The following is a 13,781-nucleotide window of genomic DNA, read 5'->3' on the forward strand; positions in this document are numbered from 1 at the left end:
CACGTACATGCGGCTGTTCCGCTCGGGCGAGATACTCGGCATCGCGCGCGCGACGCTCGAGTTCGCCCTCGAGGCGTCCGCCCAGACGCACCCGAACGAGTACATGGGCCTGCTGCGCGGCGAGGACGCCCGGACGCTCGGTCTCGACGAGTCGGGGACGGTCATCACCGACGTCCTCGTCATTCCCGGCACCGAGTCGAACCCGGTGAGCGCGACGGTCAAGACCAGCATGGTCCCGAACGACCTGCGCGCCGCCGGCTCCGTCCACTCCCACCCGAACGGCGTGCTCTACCCGAGCGACGCCGACCTCGCCACCTTCGGGAAGGGTGACGTCCACATCATCATCGGCGCGCCCTACGGCGACGACGACTGGCGCGCGTTCGACCGCGACGGCGAGGAGACCGACCTCGCCGTGCTCGACGTGGAACTCCCCGAACCGGAGGAGCGCTTCTTCGACTTCACCCAGGCGGACATCGACGAGGAACTCTCCTACGACGAGGAGTGGAAGACCGGCGACGGGGACCCGCGATGACGCTGACCGTCGTCGCGCAGGGCACGTTCGACCTGCTGCACCCCGGCCACCTCCACTACCTCGAGCAGGCCGCCGAACTGGGCGAGGTGTACGTCATCATCGCCCGCCGGGAGAACGTCACGCACAAGCCGAAGCCGGTCCTCCCCGATCGCCAGCGCCGGGACATGGTCGCCGCGCTCGACCCCGTCGATCACGCGGTCCTCGGCCACCGGGAGGACATCTTCGTCCCCATCGAGGAGATCGACCCGGACGTCATCCTCCTGGGCCACGACCAGCACCACGACCCGGCGGCGATCGCGGCCGCCCTCGACGAGCGGGGCATCGACTGCGAGGTGCGCCGGGCCTCCGGGCGCGACCCCCGATACGAGGGCGAACTGTTCTCGACGGGCGACATCGTCGACGCGATCTGTCGGAAGCGCTGTCAGTAGCGCCGTACAGATTTAAATACGTGCTATTCTAGCCGGAAATTACATTAGTCGGAGTGCCATCGTCGGCGTCATGTCACGGACACGGTACGGTGTCACTCGGCGGACGGTTCTCGGGACGGTCGGGGGCGCGCTCGTCGGCCTCGGAGCGGCCGGGTCGGCGGCCAGCGCGGACGAGGACCGCGTCCGGGTGAACGTCGGCTTCGCGTCTGCGGCGGGGCGGGACGCGGCGCTCTCCCGCGCCGACGAGGTCGTCTACGAGTTCGCCTTCGACGCGATGACGGTACTGGCCGCGCCCGGCGCCGTCGACGCGCTGGCTACCGCCCCCGGGATCCGGTACGCCGAGGAGGACGGGACGGTGCGCGCGATCGCGCAGACGCTCCCCTACGGCGTCGACCGGGTGGACGCGGAGGTGGCCCACGCGAACGGCGAGACCGGTGCGGGCGCCGACGTCGCCATCATCGACACGGGTATCGACGCGGACCACCCCGACCTGCGGGCCAACCTCGGGGAGGGGCGGGCGTTCCTCCTCGGCGTCGAGTCGGACCTCTGGGACGACGACAACGGCCACGGCACCCACTGCGCGGGCATCGCGGACGCGGTCGACAACGACGAGGGCGTCGTCGGCGTCGGCACCGAGGCCACGCTCCACGCCGTCAAGGTCATGACGGGGGCCGGGATCGGCACCACCTCGGACGTGGCGAGGGGCATCGAGTACACCGCCGACCAGGGGTGGGACGTCGGCAGCCTCAGCCTCGGCGGCGGCGAGTCGTCGCTCCTGAGGGACGCCTGCGAGTACGCCTACGGGAAGGGCGTGCTGCTGGTGGCGGCGGCGGGCAACGACGGCCCCTGCACCGACTGTGTCGGCTACCCCGCCGCCTACCCCGAGTGCGTCGCCGTCAGCGCGACCGACGAGAACGACGACCTGGCGAGCTACTCCTCGACCGGCCCCGAGGTCGAACTCGCCGCGCCGGGATCCAACGTCTACTCGACGTACGTCGGGGGCGGTTACGCGGAGCTCTCGGGCACGTCGATGGCCTGCCCGCACGTCGCCGGCGCGGGCGGGCAGTTGATGGCGAACGGCTACGCGAACGCGGAGGCGCGCGACCGCCTCGCCGCGACCGCCGAGGACGTCGGCCTCACGGAGAACGAGCAGGGCAACGGCCTCCTCGATGTCGCGGCCGCCCTGGGTCTCGACTCCAGCGACGACCTGTAGGATCCGCGCCCGATCTAGAGCGACAGGAACCCGCCGTCGGCGAGGCGGTTCACGCCCTCCCTCAACCGTTCCTCGCCCGCCGCGTAGGAGAGGCGGGCGTAGCCGGGCGTGCCGAACGCGCTCCCGGGGACGGTGGCGACGTGCGCCTCGCTCAGCGCGTCCTCGCACCACCGCGCGTCGTCGTCTCCGGTGGGGACCATCACGTAGAACGCCCCGTCCCCGACCGGCACCTCCACGCCGCGGTCGGCGAAGAGATCGGTGAGGAGGTCGCGGCGCTCGCGGAACGCCTGCGTCATCTGGTTCACCGCGTCGTCGCACTCGCGCAGGGCGGTGATGCCCGCGTGCTGGACGAAGTGGGTCGCGGAGGAGACCGAGTGCGACTGCACCTTGCCCGCCTGCCCGATCAGTTCCTCCGGCGCGGCGAGGTAGCCCAGCCGCCAGCCGGTCATCGAGAAGGCCTTCGAGAAGCCGTTGATCGTGACCGTGCGCTCGCGCATGCCGTCGAGGGTGGCGAGGCTGGTCGGCTCGACGCCGTAGGTGATCCGGTCGTAGATCTCGTCGGCGATCACCGTCACGTCGTGGTCCACGGCGAGGTCGCGAACGCCCTCCAGGGCGGCGTCGGAGAACACCGCGCCCGAGGGGTTGCTCGGGGAGTTGACGACGAGCAGTTCGGTGTCGTCGGAGACGGTCTCCGCGAGGTCGTCGAGGGCCGGTTCGAGCTGGAACGCGGATGCCGAGAGGTCGACGCGCGAGAGCGACCCGCCCGCCAGCTTCGCCATGGCCTCGTAGGAGACCCACGCCGGATCGAGGAGGACGACCTCGTTCCCGTCGTCCACGAGCGTCTGGAAGGTCTCGAACAGCGCCTGCTTCGCGCCCGGCGTGACGATGATCTCGTCCGCGGCGTAGTCGAGGTCCCGCCGCGCGAGGTCGGCGGCGATGGCCTCCCGGAGGTCGCGGACGCCCTGGGAGGGGGCGTAGCCGGTGTGGCCGGCCTCCATCGCCTCCGTCGCGGCCTCGACGATCACCTCGGGGGTCGGGAAGTCGGGTTCGCCGACGCTCAGGTCCACCACGTCCACGCCCTCCGATTCCAGTTCGGTGGCGAGACTGCTGATGGCGAGCGTCGCGCTCGGTTCGACGCGTTCGACGCGGTCTGCGAAGTCGAAGTTCATCTCTCGTGTACCTCCATCGTCACTCTGCTACCTCCAGTTCGTCGACGAGCGCCAGCGCGCTCTCGACGGCGCGCGCCCCGTAGTCGACGCGGGCGCGCGCCTCGTCCATGCTCATCCCGGGGCCGGTGACGCCGAGCGCGACGGGCGTGTCGCGCTTCAGGCTCACGTCGGTCAGCCCCCGCGCGGCGGCGTGCCCGATCACCTGGTCGTGGTCGGTGTCGCCGCCGTGGATGGCCCCGACGACGACGACGGCGTCCACGTCGTCCCGTCGGGCGAGGCGGTCGGCCGCGAGCGGCGCGTCGTACGCCCCCGGGACCGAGAGCGCCTCGACGACGTCCGCGCCGGCCTCCGCGGCCGCGTCGCGGGCCGCCTCCTCCATCTGCTCGGTGACCTCGCGGTTGAACCGCGCGACCACGAGCCCTAGCGCTACCATACCTGCGCCGTAGCGAGGCCCGTTAAAAGAAGTACCGCTGTGCGGCCGATACTGCCGGGACGGAGCGACGGATTCCCATCGAGCGTGTCGGTCGGCCACGGTCCCCCACACGCGAGACGGTGCTCCGATCGCGAGCGACTACGACCGACCGCACGACGAGACACGACCGGTAGTGATCAGATACGTAGCTACCAGACGGGACTCCAAAGGGGGCGTTCGAGGCGGCCACGTCGGTGAGTGCGATCCGGTCTCTCGCATCAGAGCAGTACTAACGCGACCGACCACAAGGGTTCTTACGCGCGGGCGACTGTTCCGGAGCAATGGCAGCAGGCGTCCGGTACTGGACCCCGCGGCGCGCACACCTCGTCGTCGCCGCCGTCGCCCTCCTCGCGCTCGCGGCGCGCCTCCTCCTCCTCGGCGACCGGGTGGCCCACTGGGACGAGGCCCGCGTCGGCTACTGGATCCTCGACTACGCGCGGACGGGGAGCTACGAGTACCGCCCCATCATCCACGGGCCGTTCTACCACCACGTCAACGCGGTCGTGTTCACCGTCCTCGGCCCGACCGACGCCGCGATGCGCCTCGTCCCCGCGGTCGTCGGCGGGCTCCTCCCCCTCTCCGCGCTCCTCCTCCGCGAGCGTCTCCGGGAGAGCGAGCTGGTCGCGCTCGCGCTCTTTCTCGCCGCGAACCCCGTGCTGCTCTACTACAGCCGGTTCATGCGCGGTGACCCCCTCGTCGGCGCGTTCATGTTCGTCGCGTTCGGCCTGTTCGTCCGCCTCCTCGACACGCGTGCTCACCGGTACCTCCTCGCCGGCGTCGCGTTCGTCGCGCTCGGGTTCACGGTCAAGGAGAACGCCCCCGTCTACCTCCTCTGCTGGGCCGGCGCGGCCGCCGTCGTCGCCTACTTCGAGCTGTTCGCCGCCGCCCGTCGCGGCGAATCGGCGAGCGCGGTCGTGGAGCGGTGGCTCGGCCTCGACCGCCGTCGCGCGGCGTGGCGGGACGCGCCGGCCCGGGCGAGGGCGGGGGACGACCCGCGGACGATCGAGGACGGCGGGAGCGCCCGCGGCGCGCGGCGCGTCCTCGTCGCCCTCGCCGTCGCCGCCGTCGCCGCCGTCGAGTTCCTCGCGATCGTGGTGTTCTTCTACGCGCCGCGCGCGAGCGGCCCGGACGAACTCGGTCTCGGGAACGCGCTCGGCGATCCCGCGATGTGGGGACCGGTGATCGAGGCGGCCACGCTGGGATCGTGGCGCGCGTTCGTCGAGATCTGGATCGACGGCACGGCGACCGAGCACGGCTACCTCCCCTACCTCGGCGACTTCCTCCTGACGCTCGGGTTCGGTGCGGCGATGCTCTGTACCTTCGCCGTCGTCGGCTTCCTCGCGGAGAGCTTCGCGGAGGAGCGCCCGCGGGGGCTCGTCCTCGGCACCTTCGCTTGGGGGGTCGCCTCGGTGCTCGGTTACCCCGTCATCACCGACGTCAAGGCTCCGTGGGCGACTGTACACGCCGTGCTCCCCCTCGCGGTCCCCGCGGCCGTCGGCGTCGCGCTCGTCTACCGCCGGGGGCGGGCGGCGTTCGCGGCGGACGACCGGATCGGCGTCGGGGTCGCGGCCGCCGTCCTCCTCGTCGTCGCCGCGCAGGTCGGCGCGATGGGCGTCACCGCCGTCTACCTCCACCCGCAATCCCCGGAGAACGAACTCGTCCAGTACGCCCAGCCGGCGGACGACGTACATCCGACGCTCGCGGACGTGGAGCGCGCCGCGGCGACCACCGAGGGGACGGACGTGCTCGTCTACGGCGAGCGCTACGTCGAGGGGACCCCGCCGAGCGCGAGCGCGTACCGGCCCGCCTGCGTCGAGTGGTTCGACCTGCTCCCCCTGCCGTGGTACTTCGAGCGGAGCGACGTCACGGTGACCTGTGCGCGCACGCCGGCCGAACTCGACGCGATGGCGGAGCGACCGCCGGTCGTCGTCGCCGACGCGGGCGAGCGGGCGACCCTGCGGGCGCGCTTCCCCGACTACGAGGCGCGCACCGGCAAGCTCCGGACGACCGACTCGGAGGTGCTCTTCCTCGTCGACACCTCCCGACTCCCGCGGGAGGAGGATCGGACCCCGGAGCGGGATCGGCGCTGACCGGCGAGGAGCGAGACGCTCGCCGACCCGCCCGTCGGTCTGGGTCGGTCGCGGGTCGCGAATCGAGATGTCAACGGTTATCCCGACGGACGGGCGAGACGCTCACATGCAACTGTCAACGCCCGGCCCGACCGTCGGCGTGGTCGGCGGCGGACAGCTCGGCCGCATGCTCGGCGAGGCCGCGGGACCGCTCGGCGTCGAGGTCGTCGTGCTCGATCCGACCCCCGACTGCCCGGCCGCACCCGTCGTCCGCGACCAGCTCGTGGGCGACTTCGACGACGAGGAGGGAGTGCGCGAACTCGCCGACCGCGCGGACGTGCTCACCTACGAGATCGAACTGGCCGATCCGGACCTCCTGGAGCGAGTCGGCGAGGCGACCGGGACGCCCGTCCACCCCTCGCCCGACACGCTCCGGACGATCCAGGACAAGCTCGTCCAGAACGAGTGGCTGGCGGACGCGGGCGTCCCCGTCCCGGAGTTCGTCCGGGTCGACGACGCCGAGGACCTCCGCGCCGCGGGCGAGGAGCTCGGCTGGCCGGTGATGCTCAAGGCCCGCCGCGGCGGCTACGACGGCCGCGGGAACGTCCCCGTCGAGGGGCCCGAGGCGTGCGACGGCGCGCTCGCAGAGGTGGGCGCGGGCGAGGCCGGCGCGCTCGCAGAGGCGCTCGTCCCCTTCGAGCGCGAACTCTCGGTCATCGGCGTGAAGGGCGCGGACGGGACGGCGACGTTCGCCGTCACCGAGACGATCCACCGCGAGGAGATCCTCCGGGAGTCCGTGACGCCGGCCCGGACGAGCGACGAGGTGCTCGACCGCGCGCGCGAGATCGCCGAGCGCGTGCTCGACGCCACCGAGGGCCGGGGCGTCTTCGGCATCGAGCTGTTCGAGCGGGAGGGGGAGGTACTCGTCAACGAGATCGCCCCGCGTCCGCACAACTCCGGCCACTGGACGATCGAGGGGGCCCACGCCTCGCAGTTCGAGCAGCACCTCCGCGCGGTGCTGGGCTGGCCGCTCGGGGAGACCGCCCGGCGCGACCTGACGGTGACGGCGAACCTGCTCGGCGACGTCGAGCGGGCCGCGGAGCCGGCGACGCTCGACGCCCTCGGGGCGATCCTGTCGGAGCCGCGCGCGCACCTCCACTGGTACGGCAAGCGCGAGACGCGCCCCCTGCGGAAGATGGGCCACGTGACGCTCGTCGGCGGGGAAGGGGAGGGAACGGAGACGCTCCTGTCCCGCGCTCGCGACCTGCGCGCGGAGGTGACCGTCCGATGACCGTCCCGGAGATCCGGTCGCTGATCGACGACCTGGAGGCCGAGGCCGACCGCGACCGACTGACCGAGGAGACGCCCGAGGTGGGAATCGTCATGGGTTCTGACTCGGACCTCGACGTGATGTACGGCGCGTACGAGGCGCTGACCGAACTCGGCTTCGAGGAGGTGACCGACTACGACGACCCGCCGGGGGCGCGCTTCACGTTCGAGACGTACGTCGTCTCGGCCCACCGGACGCCCGACCTGATGTACGCCTACGCGATGACCGCCCGCGACCGCGGCCTGGACGTGATCGTCGCGGGCGCGGGCGGGAAGTCCGCCGACCTGCCGAACATGACCGCCTCGCTCGCGTACCCGCTGCCGGTCGTCGGCGTCCCCGTCCAGGAGAAGTCCGTCGACTCCGTGATCGGGATGCCGACCGGCGCGCCCATCACCGCCGTCGACGCGGGGAAGTCGTTCAACGCGGCGCTGTCGGCCGTCCAGATCCTCGCCCGTCGGCACGACGAACTGGAGGAGCGACTGATCGAGTACCACGAGAGGCTCCAGTCGTCGGTCGGTCGCGTCTCGCGGACGCTGCACGAGTCGGGGACCGAGCGGTTCCGGGACGACGGCGCGTAGCGCGGTCGCGCCGCGGGTCCGCACGACCGGCGACGGACGGAGCGAGGCGGACGAAATCGGCCGTCCGCACGCCGGACCCGCAAGAATCAACTCTTATATGCGGGGGCTGCCAACCCGCCATACGATACAAGCACAATGAGCAACCCGTGGATAGCGATCGGCGCGTTGGGGGTCGTCGCAGTCGGCATCCCGCTCGGGATGATGGCGCTGTCGGCGCTGCTGCGTCCCACCGTGCCGGAGCAAGGGAAAACCGCCACCTACGAGAGCGGCGAGGTTCCGACGGGCACCACGCGCATCCGGTTCAACATCCAGTACTACATGGTTGCGCTGCTGTTCGTCATCTTCGACATCGAGACGGTTCTCATCTTTCCGTGGACTGTCATCTACCGGGACGCCGTCTCGCAGGCGGGCCTCGCGCAGGCGCTGGTCCCGATGTTGGTCTTCATCGGAATCCTCCTCGTCGGCCTCGTCTGGGCGTGGCGCAACGACGCGGTCCGCTGGGTGCGGTCCGCGCGCACTGACAGACAGCAGGTGGACAACACATGAGTAGCGACAACACGACGACGACCAGCCTACAGAGGAAGCAGGAGGCCCGGATGGGCGACGGGGTGGACACCCGCTTCAACTCCAAGCTCCGCGAGGCGTTCGGTTCGACGCCGTTCATCCTCACCAAGTTCGACAAGTTCATGAACTGGGTCCGGGGCTCCTCCATGTTCATGCTGCAGTTCGGCATCGCCTGCTGCAGCATCGAGATGATGCACACCTACGCGGTCAAGCACGACCTCGACCGCTTCGGGTCCGGCGTCCCCCGCGCCTCGCCGCGGCAGGCGGACGTGATCATCGTGCCGGGGACGATCGTCTCCAAGTTCGCCCCGCGCATGAAGCGCGTCTACGACCAGATGCCCGAGCCGAAGTTCGTCGTCGGGATGGGCTCCTGTACGATCTCGGGCGGCCCGTTCCAGGAGGGCTACAACGTGATCAAGGGGGCCGAGACGGTCATCCCGGTGGACATCCACGTCCCCGGCTGCCCGCCGCGCCCCGAGGCGCTCATCTACGGCGTCGCGAAGCTCCAGGAGCGCGTCGCCAACGGCGAGACCTCGCCGGTGGTGGTCAAGTCCTACGAGCTGGAGCAGTTCGGCGACCTCGACCGCGACGAACTCGTACAGCACCTCGCAGACCAGATCGACGAGGACGACCTCGTCATGCGCTACGACTGGGCGGAGCGTCGATCGACATGAGCCTGGAAGAACTCCCGACCACGACCACGACCGCGGATGTCGGCGTCACCGAGGAGGGGCTCGACTACGACGCGCTCGAATCGCTGCTCTCGGACCTCGTCGTCGGTCGCGAGTCGCACGTCAACGCCGAGTCGTTCGTCGTCCGCCCCGATGGGGTGGCGGCCGCGCTCGACCGCCTCAAGAACCGCGCCGGCTTCGATCACCTGTCCTGCGTCACCGCCCAGGAGTACGAGGACCGTTTCGAGTCCATCTACCACCTGAAGAAGTACGCGGACCCCACCCACGAGGTGAACCTCGTCGTCCCGACGGGCCTCGAGAACCCCCACAGCCAGTCGGGGAATGCGGTCTTCCGCACCGCGGACTGGCACGAGCGGGAGGCGTACGACCTCGTCGGCATCGAGTACGACGAGCACCCCGACCTGCGGCGGATCCTGCTGCCCGAGACCTGGCAGGGCCACCCCTTGCGCCTCGACTACGACGTGGAACAGCCCCAGATCGTCGCCCTCCGCGAGCACGCGAACCCCCTCCAGGAGGACCACCGCGGGGACGACGCGGACACGATGTTCGTGAACATCGGCCCGCACCACCCGGCGACCCACGGCGTGTTGCACCTCAAGACGACGCTCGACGGCGAGCAGGTCGCGGACGTCGACCCCGACATCGGCTACCTCCACCGCTGCGAGGAGCAGATGTGCCAGCAGAGCACCTACCGCCACCAGATCATGCCCTACCCCGACCGCTGGGACTACATCTCGGCGGGCATCCTCAACGAGTGGGCGTACGCGCGGGCGGCGGAGGACCTCGCCGACCTGGAGGTGCCCGAGTACGCGCAGATCATCCGTACCATGAGCGCGGAACTGTGTCGCATCGCGAGTCACATGCTCGCCGTCGGGACGTTCGCGCTCGACGTCTACGGCGACTTCACCGCCATCTTCATGTACGCGACGCGGGACCGCGAGGTCGTCCAGAACATCCTCGAGGACCTCACCGGCCAGCGGCTCATGTTCAACTACCTCCGGCTGGGTGGAGTCTGCTGGGACCTGCCCGAACCCCGCGAGGAGTTCTTCGAGAAGACGCGGGACTTCCTCGACGGCCTCCCCGCGAAGCTCGAGGAGTACCACGACCTCGTCACGGGCAACGAGATCTTCCAGCTCCGCTGCGTCAACACGGGCGTGCTGGAACCGGACGTGGCGAAGAGCTACGGCGTGACCGGCCCCGTCGCCCGGGGCTCGGGGATCGACTACGACCTGCGGCGGGACGACCCCTACGGCTACTACCCGGAACTCGACTGGGACGTCGTCGTCGAGGACGGCTGTGACAACTACAGCCGCGTGCTCGTGCGCCTGAAGGAGGTCGAGGAGTCCGCGAAGATCATCGAGCAGTGTCTCGACCTGCTCGAAGACTGGCCCGAGGCCGACCGCGAGATCCAGTCGAACGTCCCGCGCACGCTCAAGCCGGACAACGACCGGGAGATCTACCGGGCGGTCGAGGCGGCGAAGGGCGAACTCGGCATCTACATCCGCTCGGACGGCACCGACACCCCCGCCCGCTTCAAGATCCGCAGCCCCTGCTTCTCGAACCTGCAGGCGCTCCCGGAGATGTCCGAAGGGGAGTACATCCCCGACATGATCGCGTCGCTCGGCAGCCTCGACATCGTCCTCGGGGAGGTCGACCGATGAGCGCGGGCGGCCTCGCCGTCGCGCTGCTCCAGCAGGGCAACGCCTCGAACGCGAGCAACGCGACGAACGCGAGCAACGCGACGAACGCGAGCAACGCGACGAACGGAACGGCGAACGCAACCGCGCCCCCCGCCGGCGGGAAGATGCTCCCCGAGACGATCGGCGAGCTGCTCGGCTTCGGGACGAACATGGGCCCGCTCGAGACGTTCGTCGCGGCGCTCATCGCGGCCTTCATCGTCGGTAACATCATGCTCATCACGACGGCCATCGCGGGGCCGTGGGCGAAGCGCAAGATCACCGCCGCGTTCACCGACCGCATCGCGGTCAACCGCGTCGGGCCGTTCGGCCTGCTGATCATCGTGGCCGACGCGGTGCGCCTGCTCTCGAAGGAGCTCATCATCCCCGACGGCGCGGACCGACCGGCGTTCGACCTCGCGCCGATCGTGATGGTGTTCTCGGCGCTGATCGGGTTCGCCGTGATCCCGATGGGCAGCGGCATCCAGCTCGCGGACCCCGAGGTCGGCCTCGCGTTCGTCTTCGCGGTCGCCTCAATCGCCAGCGTCGGGCTGGTGATGGGCGGCTACGCGTCGAACAACAAGTACTCGTTCCTCGGCGGGCTGCGCGCGGTGGCCCAGAACATCGCCTACGAGATCCCGCTGATCGTCACTGCGGCCTCGGTCGTCATCTTCACCGGCTCGCTCCGGATGAGCACCATCGTGAACATGCAGGCCGAGCCGCTGTTCACCGTCTTCGGGCTCACCGTCCCGTCGTGGTACGCGTTCGTGAACCCGTTCGCGTTCGTCCTGTTCATGGCGGCCAACCTCGCCGAGATCGGTCGCAACCCGTTCGACATCCCGGAGGCGCCGACGGAGATCGTCGCGGGGTACCAGACCGAGTACTCCTCGGTCTACTTCGTGCTGATGTACCTCGCCGAGTTCCTGCACATCTTCCTCGGCGGCGCGATCATCGCGACCATCTTCCTCGGCGGCCCGGCCGGGCCGATCCTCCCGGGGATCGTCTGGTTCATGATCAAGATCTGGGCGGTCTTCCTGTTCACCCAGTGGGCCCGCTCCGCCGTCCCCCGGCTGCGCATCGACCAGCTCATCGAGATCGGGTGGAAGGGGATGCTCGTGCTCTCCTTCGCCAACCTCGTGCTCACCGCCGTCATCGTGGGGGTGATCGTCTGAGACGGCCGGCTCCGGGACGCCGGGGCGAGCCGGGCGCGGCCCGGCGACGCTCGGGAAATCCCGGGGTTGAAATCAATCCCCCGACAAGACTACGACAATGATTGGAATCCTCAAGGGCATGGCGACCACCATGAAGCACGCCTTGGACGGGACGACGTTCACCGTCGAGTACCCCGACCAGGCACCGGAGGTCAGCCCCCGGTTCCGCGGTGTACACAAGTTCAGCCAGGAGCGCTGTATCTGGTGTCGCCAGTGCGAGAACGTCTGCCCGAACGACACCATCCAGATCGTCACGGACGAACAGCGCAACGGCGAGCAGTACAACCTCCACATCGGCCAGTGCGTCTACTGCCGGCTCTGCGAGGAGGTCTGCCCCGTCGACGCCATCCTGCTCACGCAGAACTTCGAGTTCACGGCCGACACGAAGGAGGAGTTCGCCTACAACATGGAGCAGTTGAAGAACGTCCCCTGGTACAAGGACATCGACCCCCTCGCCTCGCGCGAACCCGACCGCGGCGCGTGGATCGGCGAGGGCGAGGGCGACGTGGACTACCAGTAGAGCACCACTTTTTTAGACGGGGTCCTCCTCGGCGTGGCGAAGCCACGCCTCGTCGAACCCCGCCCAAAAACCTGGACTAAAAAGGCCGATTTTTGCTCGCATACGCGAGCAAAAATCGGTGAACCCCTCGCTTCGCTCGGGGATGCTCGTACAGACTGCTCCCGTATGATCGTACGAGCGTCGTGTGGAGGGACCGACGCGGCGAGAGTGGGGAGATCGAAGTCTCTGAATGGGAAATGAGTCCTCAGATGAATCATTCCCGCGCGGACCGGTCGCGACCCGAAAATGTCCGGTGTGTCGGAGGAAGTTCGCCCGCGCGTCGGAGCGTGGGTCGCGTGCGCGTGGCCGCACGATTCTCGAAACGTTGAAACCCCGAGCGCAACGACAGACACCAATGGCAGTAGCAGAGACACTAGCATTCGCGCTGTTCGCCATCGTTACGGTGGGGAGCAGCCTCGGCGTCGTGCTCGTGCGTGACGTCTGGCACGCGGCGCTGCTCCTCGGGGTGGCGCTGCTGTCGGTCGCGGTGCACTACGTCATGCTGCGCGCCGAGTTCCTGGCGGCGATGCAGGTCCTCGTCTACGTCGGCGGGGTCCTCATTCTCATCACCTTCGCGGTGATGCTGACGCGCGAATCCGCCAGTGACGAGGAGGTGCCCACATGACCACACGTCCACGCTTCAAACTCGACGGAAGTAGCATGGTGCCGGGCCTCGCCGCGGTGGCGTTGTTCGTCGTCATGGCCGCGGTGTTCCTCACGTCGCAGTTCGGCGAGCCACAGGGCTTCGCCGAGGGGAGTATCACCGCGAGTATCGGCTACGCGATGTTCGACCTCGTCGACCTCGCGTCCCACCAGTCCGAGGGATTCCTCGTGTCGTTCATCGTCATCGCCATCGTGCTCGACGCCGCGCTCGAAGGCGCGCTCATGCTGGCGAAGCGCGAGGGCACGCGAGGCCCCCTCGGAACCGCCCGCGAGGCGCTTCGAACCGACGGCGGGCGCACCGAGGAGGGAGACGACTGATGGCGGTGCCCGTTCAGTACTACCTCGTCCTGTCGGCGGCGGTGTTCTGCATCGGCCTGTTCGGCATCCTCACGCGGCGCAACGCGCTGTTCTTCCTGATGAGCGTCGAACTCATGCTCAACGCGGCGAACGTCAACCTCGTCGCGTTCTCCTACCAGTTCGGCAACCTGACCGGGCAGGTGTTCACCCTGTTCACGATGGCGCTCGCCGCGGCCGAGGTGGCCGTCGGGATCGGGATCATCCTCGTACTGTACCGGAACTTCAGCGACGTGGACGTCACCAAGGCGACCACGATGAGGTGGTAAGA

General features: G+C 69.4%; 16 protein-coding genes. 14 read left to right on the forward strand and 2 right to left on the reverse strand.

Going from position 1 to position 13,781, the window contains the following annotated elements:
• The first annotated feature begins 7 nt into the window (after positions 1-7).
• From P1K31_RS06955 to P1K31_RS06965, 3 genes are all read left to right on the forward strand, one after another.
• Positions 8-532: a Mov34/MPN/PAD-1 family protein gene (locus tag P1K31_RS06955; protein WP_276305559.1), complete on the forward strand. Its 525-nt coding sequence runs from the start codon at positions 8-10 to the stop codon at positions 530-532.
• Positions 529-960 (forward strand): FAD synthase family protein, encoded by a 432-nt coding sequence (locus tag P1K31_RS06960; RefSeq protein WP_276305560.1) that lies wholly within the window; start codon positions 529-531, stop codon positions 958-960. The genes P1K31_RS06955 and P1K31_RS06960 overlap by 4 nt, the downstream gene beginning before the upstream one ends.
• Before the next feature lie 70 nt (positions 961-1,030).
• The gene (locus tag P1K31_RS06965) at positions 1,031-2,173 is read left to right on the forward strand and encodes a S8 family peptidase (RefSeq protein WP_276305561.1); all 1,143 of its coding nucleotides are present in this window, start codon (positions 1,031-1,033) and stop codon (positions 2,171-2,173) included.
• A gap of 14 nt (positions 2,174-2,187) precedes the next feature.
• Here the strand turns inward: P1K31_RS06965 and P1K31_RS06970 are convergent, their stop codons facing one another.
• Both P1K31_RS06970 and ribH read right to left on the reverse strand, forming a co-directional pair.
• Entirely contained in the window at positions 2,188-3,342 is a 1,155-nt protein-coding gene (locus P1K31_RS06970) for a pyridoxal phosphate-dependent aminotransferase (protein WP_276305562.1), read from the reverse strand.
• Positions 3,343-3,361: 19 nt separating this feature from the next.
• Complete coding sequence (gene ribH / locus P1K31_RS06975) at positions 3,362-3,775, reverse strand: 6,7-dimethyl-8-ribityllumazine synthase (RefSeq protein ID WP_276305563.1); 414 nt, start codon at positions 3,773-3,775, stop codon at positions 3,362-3,364.
• 320 nt (positions 3,776-4,095) lie between these two features.
• On the opposite strand from ribH, the gene P1K31_RS06980 reads away from it, so the two are divergent.
• The 11 genes from P1K31_RS06980 (at position 4,096) to nuoK (ending at position 13,779) form a co-directional block, all read left to right on the forward strand.
• Entirely contained in the window at positions 4,096-5,904 is a 1,809-nt protein-coding gene (locus tag P1K31_RS06980) for a flippase activity-associated protein Agl23 (protein WP_276305564.1), read from the forward strand.
• Positions 5,905-6,010: 106 nt separating this feature from the next.
• Complete coding sequence (locus tag P1K31_RS06985) at positions 6,011-7,174, forward strand: 5-(carboxyamino)imidazole ribonucleotide synthase (RefSeq protein ID WP_276305565.1); 1,164 nt, start codon at positions 6,011-6,013, stop codon at positions 7,172-7,174.
• Positions 7,171-7,791 carry a 5-(carboxyamino)imidazole ribonucleotide mutase gene (purE, locus tag P1K31_RS06990; protein WP_276305566.1) on the forward strand — a complete coding sequence of 207 codons (621 nt, stop codon included), beginning with the start codon at positions 7,171-7,173 and terminating at the stop codon, positions 7,789-7,791. Before P1K31_RS06985 ends, purE begins: the two co-directional genes overlap by 4 nt.
• A 135-nt stretch (positions 7,792-7,926) precedes the next feature.
• A complete protein-coding gene (locus P1K31_RS06995) occupies positions 7,927-8,337 on the forward strand; it encodes an NADH-quinone oxidoreductase subunit A (RefSeq protein ID WP_276305567.1) in 411 nt (136 codons plus the stop codon).
• Between the two features lie 50 nt (positions 8,338-8,387).
• Positions 8,388-9,029, forward strand: coding sequence for an NADH-quinone oxidoreductase subunit B (locus tag P1K31_RS07000; protein WP_368410852.1), 642 nt, complete (start codon positions 8,388-8,390; stop codon positions 9,027-9,029).
• On the forward strand, positions 9,026-10,708 hold the full coding sequence (locus tag P1K31_RS07005) for an NADH-quinone oxidoreductase subunit D (RefSeq protein WP_276305569.1): 1,683 nt from the start codon (positions 9,026-9,028) through the stop codon (positions 10,706-10,708). The genes P1K31_RS07000 and P1K31_RS07005 overlap by 4 nt, the downstream gene beginning before the upstream one ends.
• Before the next feature lie 143 nt (positions 10,709-10,851).
• On the forward strand, positions 10,852-11,895 hold the full coding sequence (locus tag P1K31_RS07010) for a complex I subunit 1/NuoH family protein (protein ID WP_379794444.1): 1,044 nt from the start codon (positions 10,852-10,854) through the stop codon (positions 11,893-11,895).
• 97 nt (positions 11,896-11,992) lie between these two features.
• A complete protein-coding gene (locus P1K31_RS07015) occupies positions 11,993-12,454 on the forward strand; it encodes a NuoI/complex I 23 kDa subunit family protein (RefSeq protein ID WP_276305570.1) in 462 nt (153 codons plus the stop codon).
• A 394-nt stretch (positions 12,455-12,848) separates the two neighbouring features.
• Positions 12,849-13,118: an NADH-quinone oxidoreductase subunit J gene (locus tag P1K31_RS07020; RefSeq protein ID WP_276305571.1), complete on the forward strand. Its 270-nt coding sequence runs from the start codon at positions 12,849-12,851 to the stop codon at positions 13,116-13,118.
• Positions 13,115-13,474: a proton-conducting membrane transporter gene (locus tag P1K31_RS07025; RefSeq protein ID WP_276305572.1), complete on the forward strand. Its 360-nt coding sequence runs from the start codon at positions 13,115-13,117 to the stop codon at positions 13,472-13,474. The genes P1K31_RS07020 and P1K31_RS07025 overlap by 4 nt, the downstream gene beginning before the upstream one ends.
• Complete coding sequence (gene nuoK / locus P1K31_RS07030; RefSeq protein WP_276305573.1) at positions 13,474-13,779, forward strand: NADH-quinone oxidoreductase subunit NuoK; 306 nt, start codon at positions 13,474-13,476, stop codon at positions 13,777-13,779. The genes P1K31_RS07025 and nuoK overlap by 1 nt, the downstream gene beginning before the upstream one ends.
• The last annotated feature ends 2 nt before the right edge of the window (positions 13,780-13,781 follow it).

Source organism: Halomarina halobia (genome assembly GCF_029338575.1).
GTDB classification, from domain to species: Archaea; Halobacteriota; Halobacteria; order Halobacteriales; family Haloarculaceae; genus Halomarina; species Halomarina halobia.

Coding starts and splice junctions, on each gene's coding strand:
- purE (WP_276305566.1), top strand. CDS start 7,171: ATGACCGTCCCGGAGATCCGGTCGCTGATCGACGACCTGGAGGCCGAG.
- nuoK (WP_276305573.1), top strand. CDS start 13,474: ATGGCGGTGCCCGTTCAGTACTACCTCGTCCTGTCGGCGGCGGTGTTC.
- P1K31_RS06970 (WP_276305562.1), bottom strand. CDS start 3,342: ATGAACTTCGACTTCGCAGACCGCGTCGAACGCGTCGAACCGAGCGCG.
- P1K31_RS06960 (WP_276305560.1), top strand. CDS start 529: ATGACGCTGACCGTCGTCGCGCAGGGCACGTTCGACCTGCTGCACCCC.
- P1K31_RS06965 (WP_276305561.1), top strand. CDS start 1,031: ATGTCACGGACACGGTACGGTGTCACTCGGCGGACGGTTCTCGGGACG.
- P1K31_RS06995 (WP_276305567.1), top strand. CDS start 7,927: ATGAGCAACCCGTGGATAGCGATCGGCGCGTTGGGGGTCGTCGCAGTC.
- P1K31_RS07020 (WP_276305571.1), top strand. CDS start 12,849: ATGGCAGTAGCAGAGACACTAGCATTCGCGCTGTTCGCCATCGTTACG.
- P1K31_RS07025 (WP_276305572.1), top strand. CDS start 13,115: ATGACCACACGTCCACGCTTCAAACTCGACGGAAGTAGCATGGTGCCG.
- P1K31_RS06980 (WP_276305564.1), top strand. CDS start 4,096: ATGGCAGCAGGCGTCCGGTACTGGACCCCGCGGCGCGCACACCTCGTC.
- P1K31_RS07000 (WP_368410852.1), top strand. CDS start 8,388: ATGGGCGACGGGGTGGACACCCGCTTCAACTCCAAGCTCCGCGAGGCG.
- P1K31_RS06985 (WP_276305565.1), top strand. CDS start 6,011: ATGCAACTGTCAACGCCCGGCCCGACCGTCGGCGTGGTCGGCGGCGGA.
- P1K31_RS07010 (WP_379794444.1), top strand. CDS start 10,852: ATGCTCCCCGAGACGATCGGCGAGCTGCTCGGCTTCGGGACGAACATG.
- P1K31_RS07015 (WP_276305570.1), top strand. CDS start 11,993: ATGATTGGAATCCTCAAGGGCATGGCGACCACCATGAAGCACGCCTTG.
- P1K31_RS07005 (WP_276305569.1), top strand. CDS start 9,026: ATGAGCCTGGAAGAACTCCCGACCACGACCACGACCGCGGATGTCGGC.
- ribH (WP_276305563.1), bottom strand. CDS start 3,775: ATGGTAGCGCTAGGGCTCGTGGTCGCGCGGTTCAACCGCGAGGTCACC.
- P1K31_RS06955 (WP_276305559.1), top strand. CDS start 8: ATGCGGCTGTTCCGCTCGGGCGAGATACTCGGCATCGCGCGCGCGACG.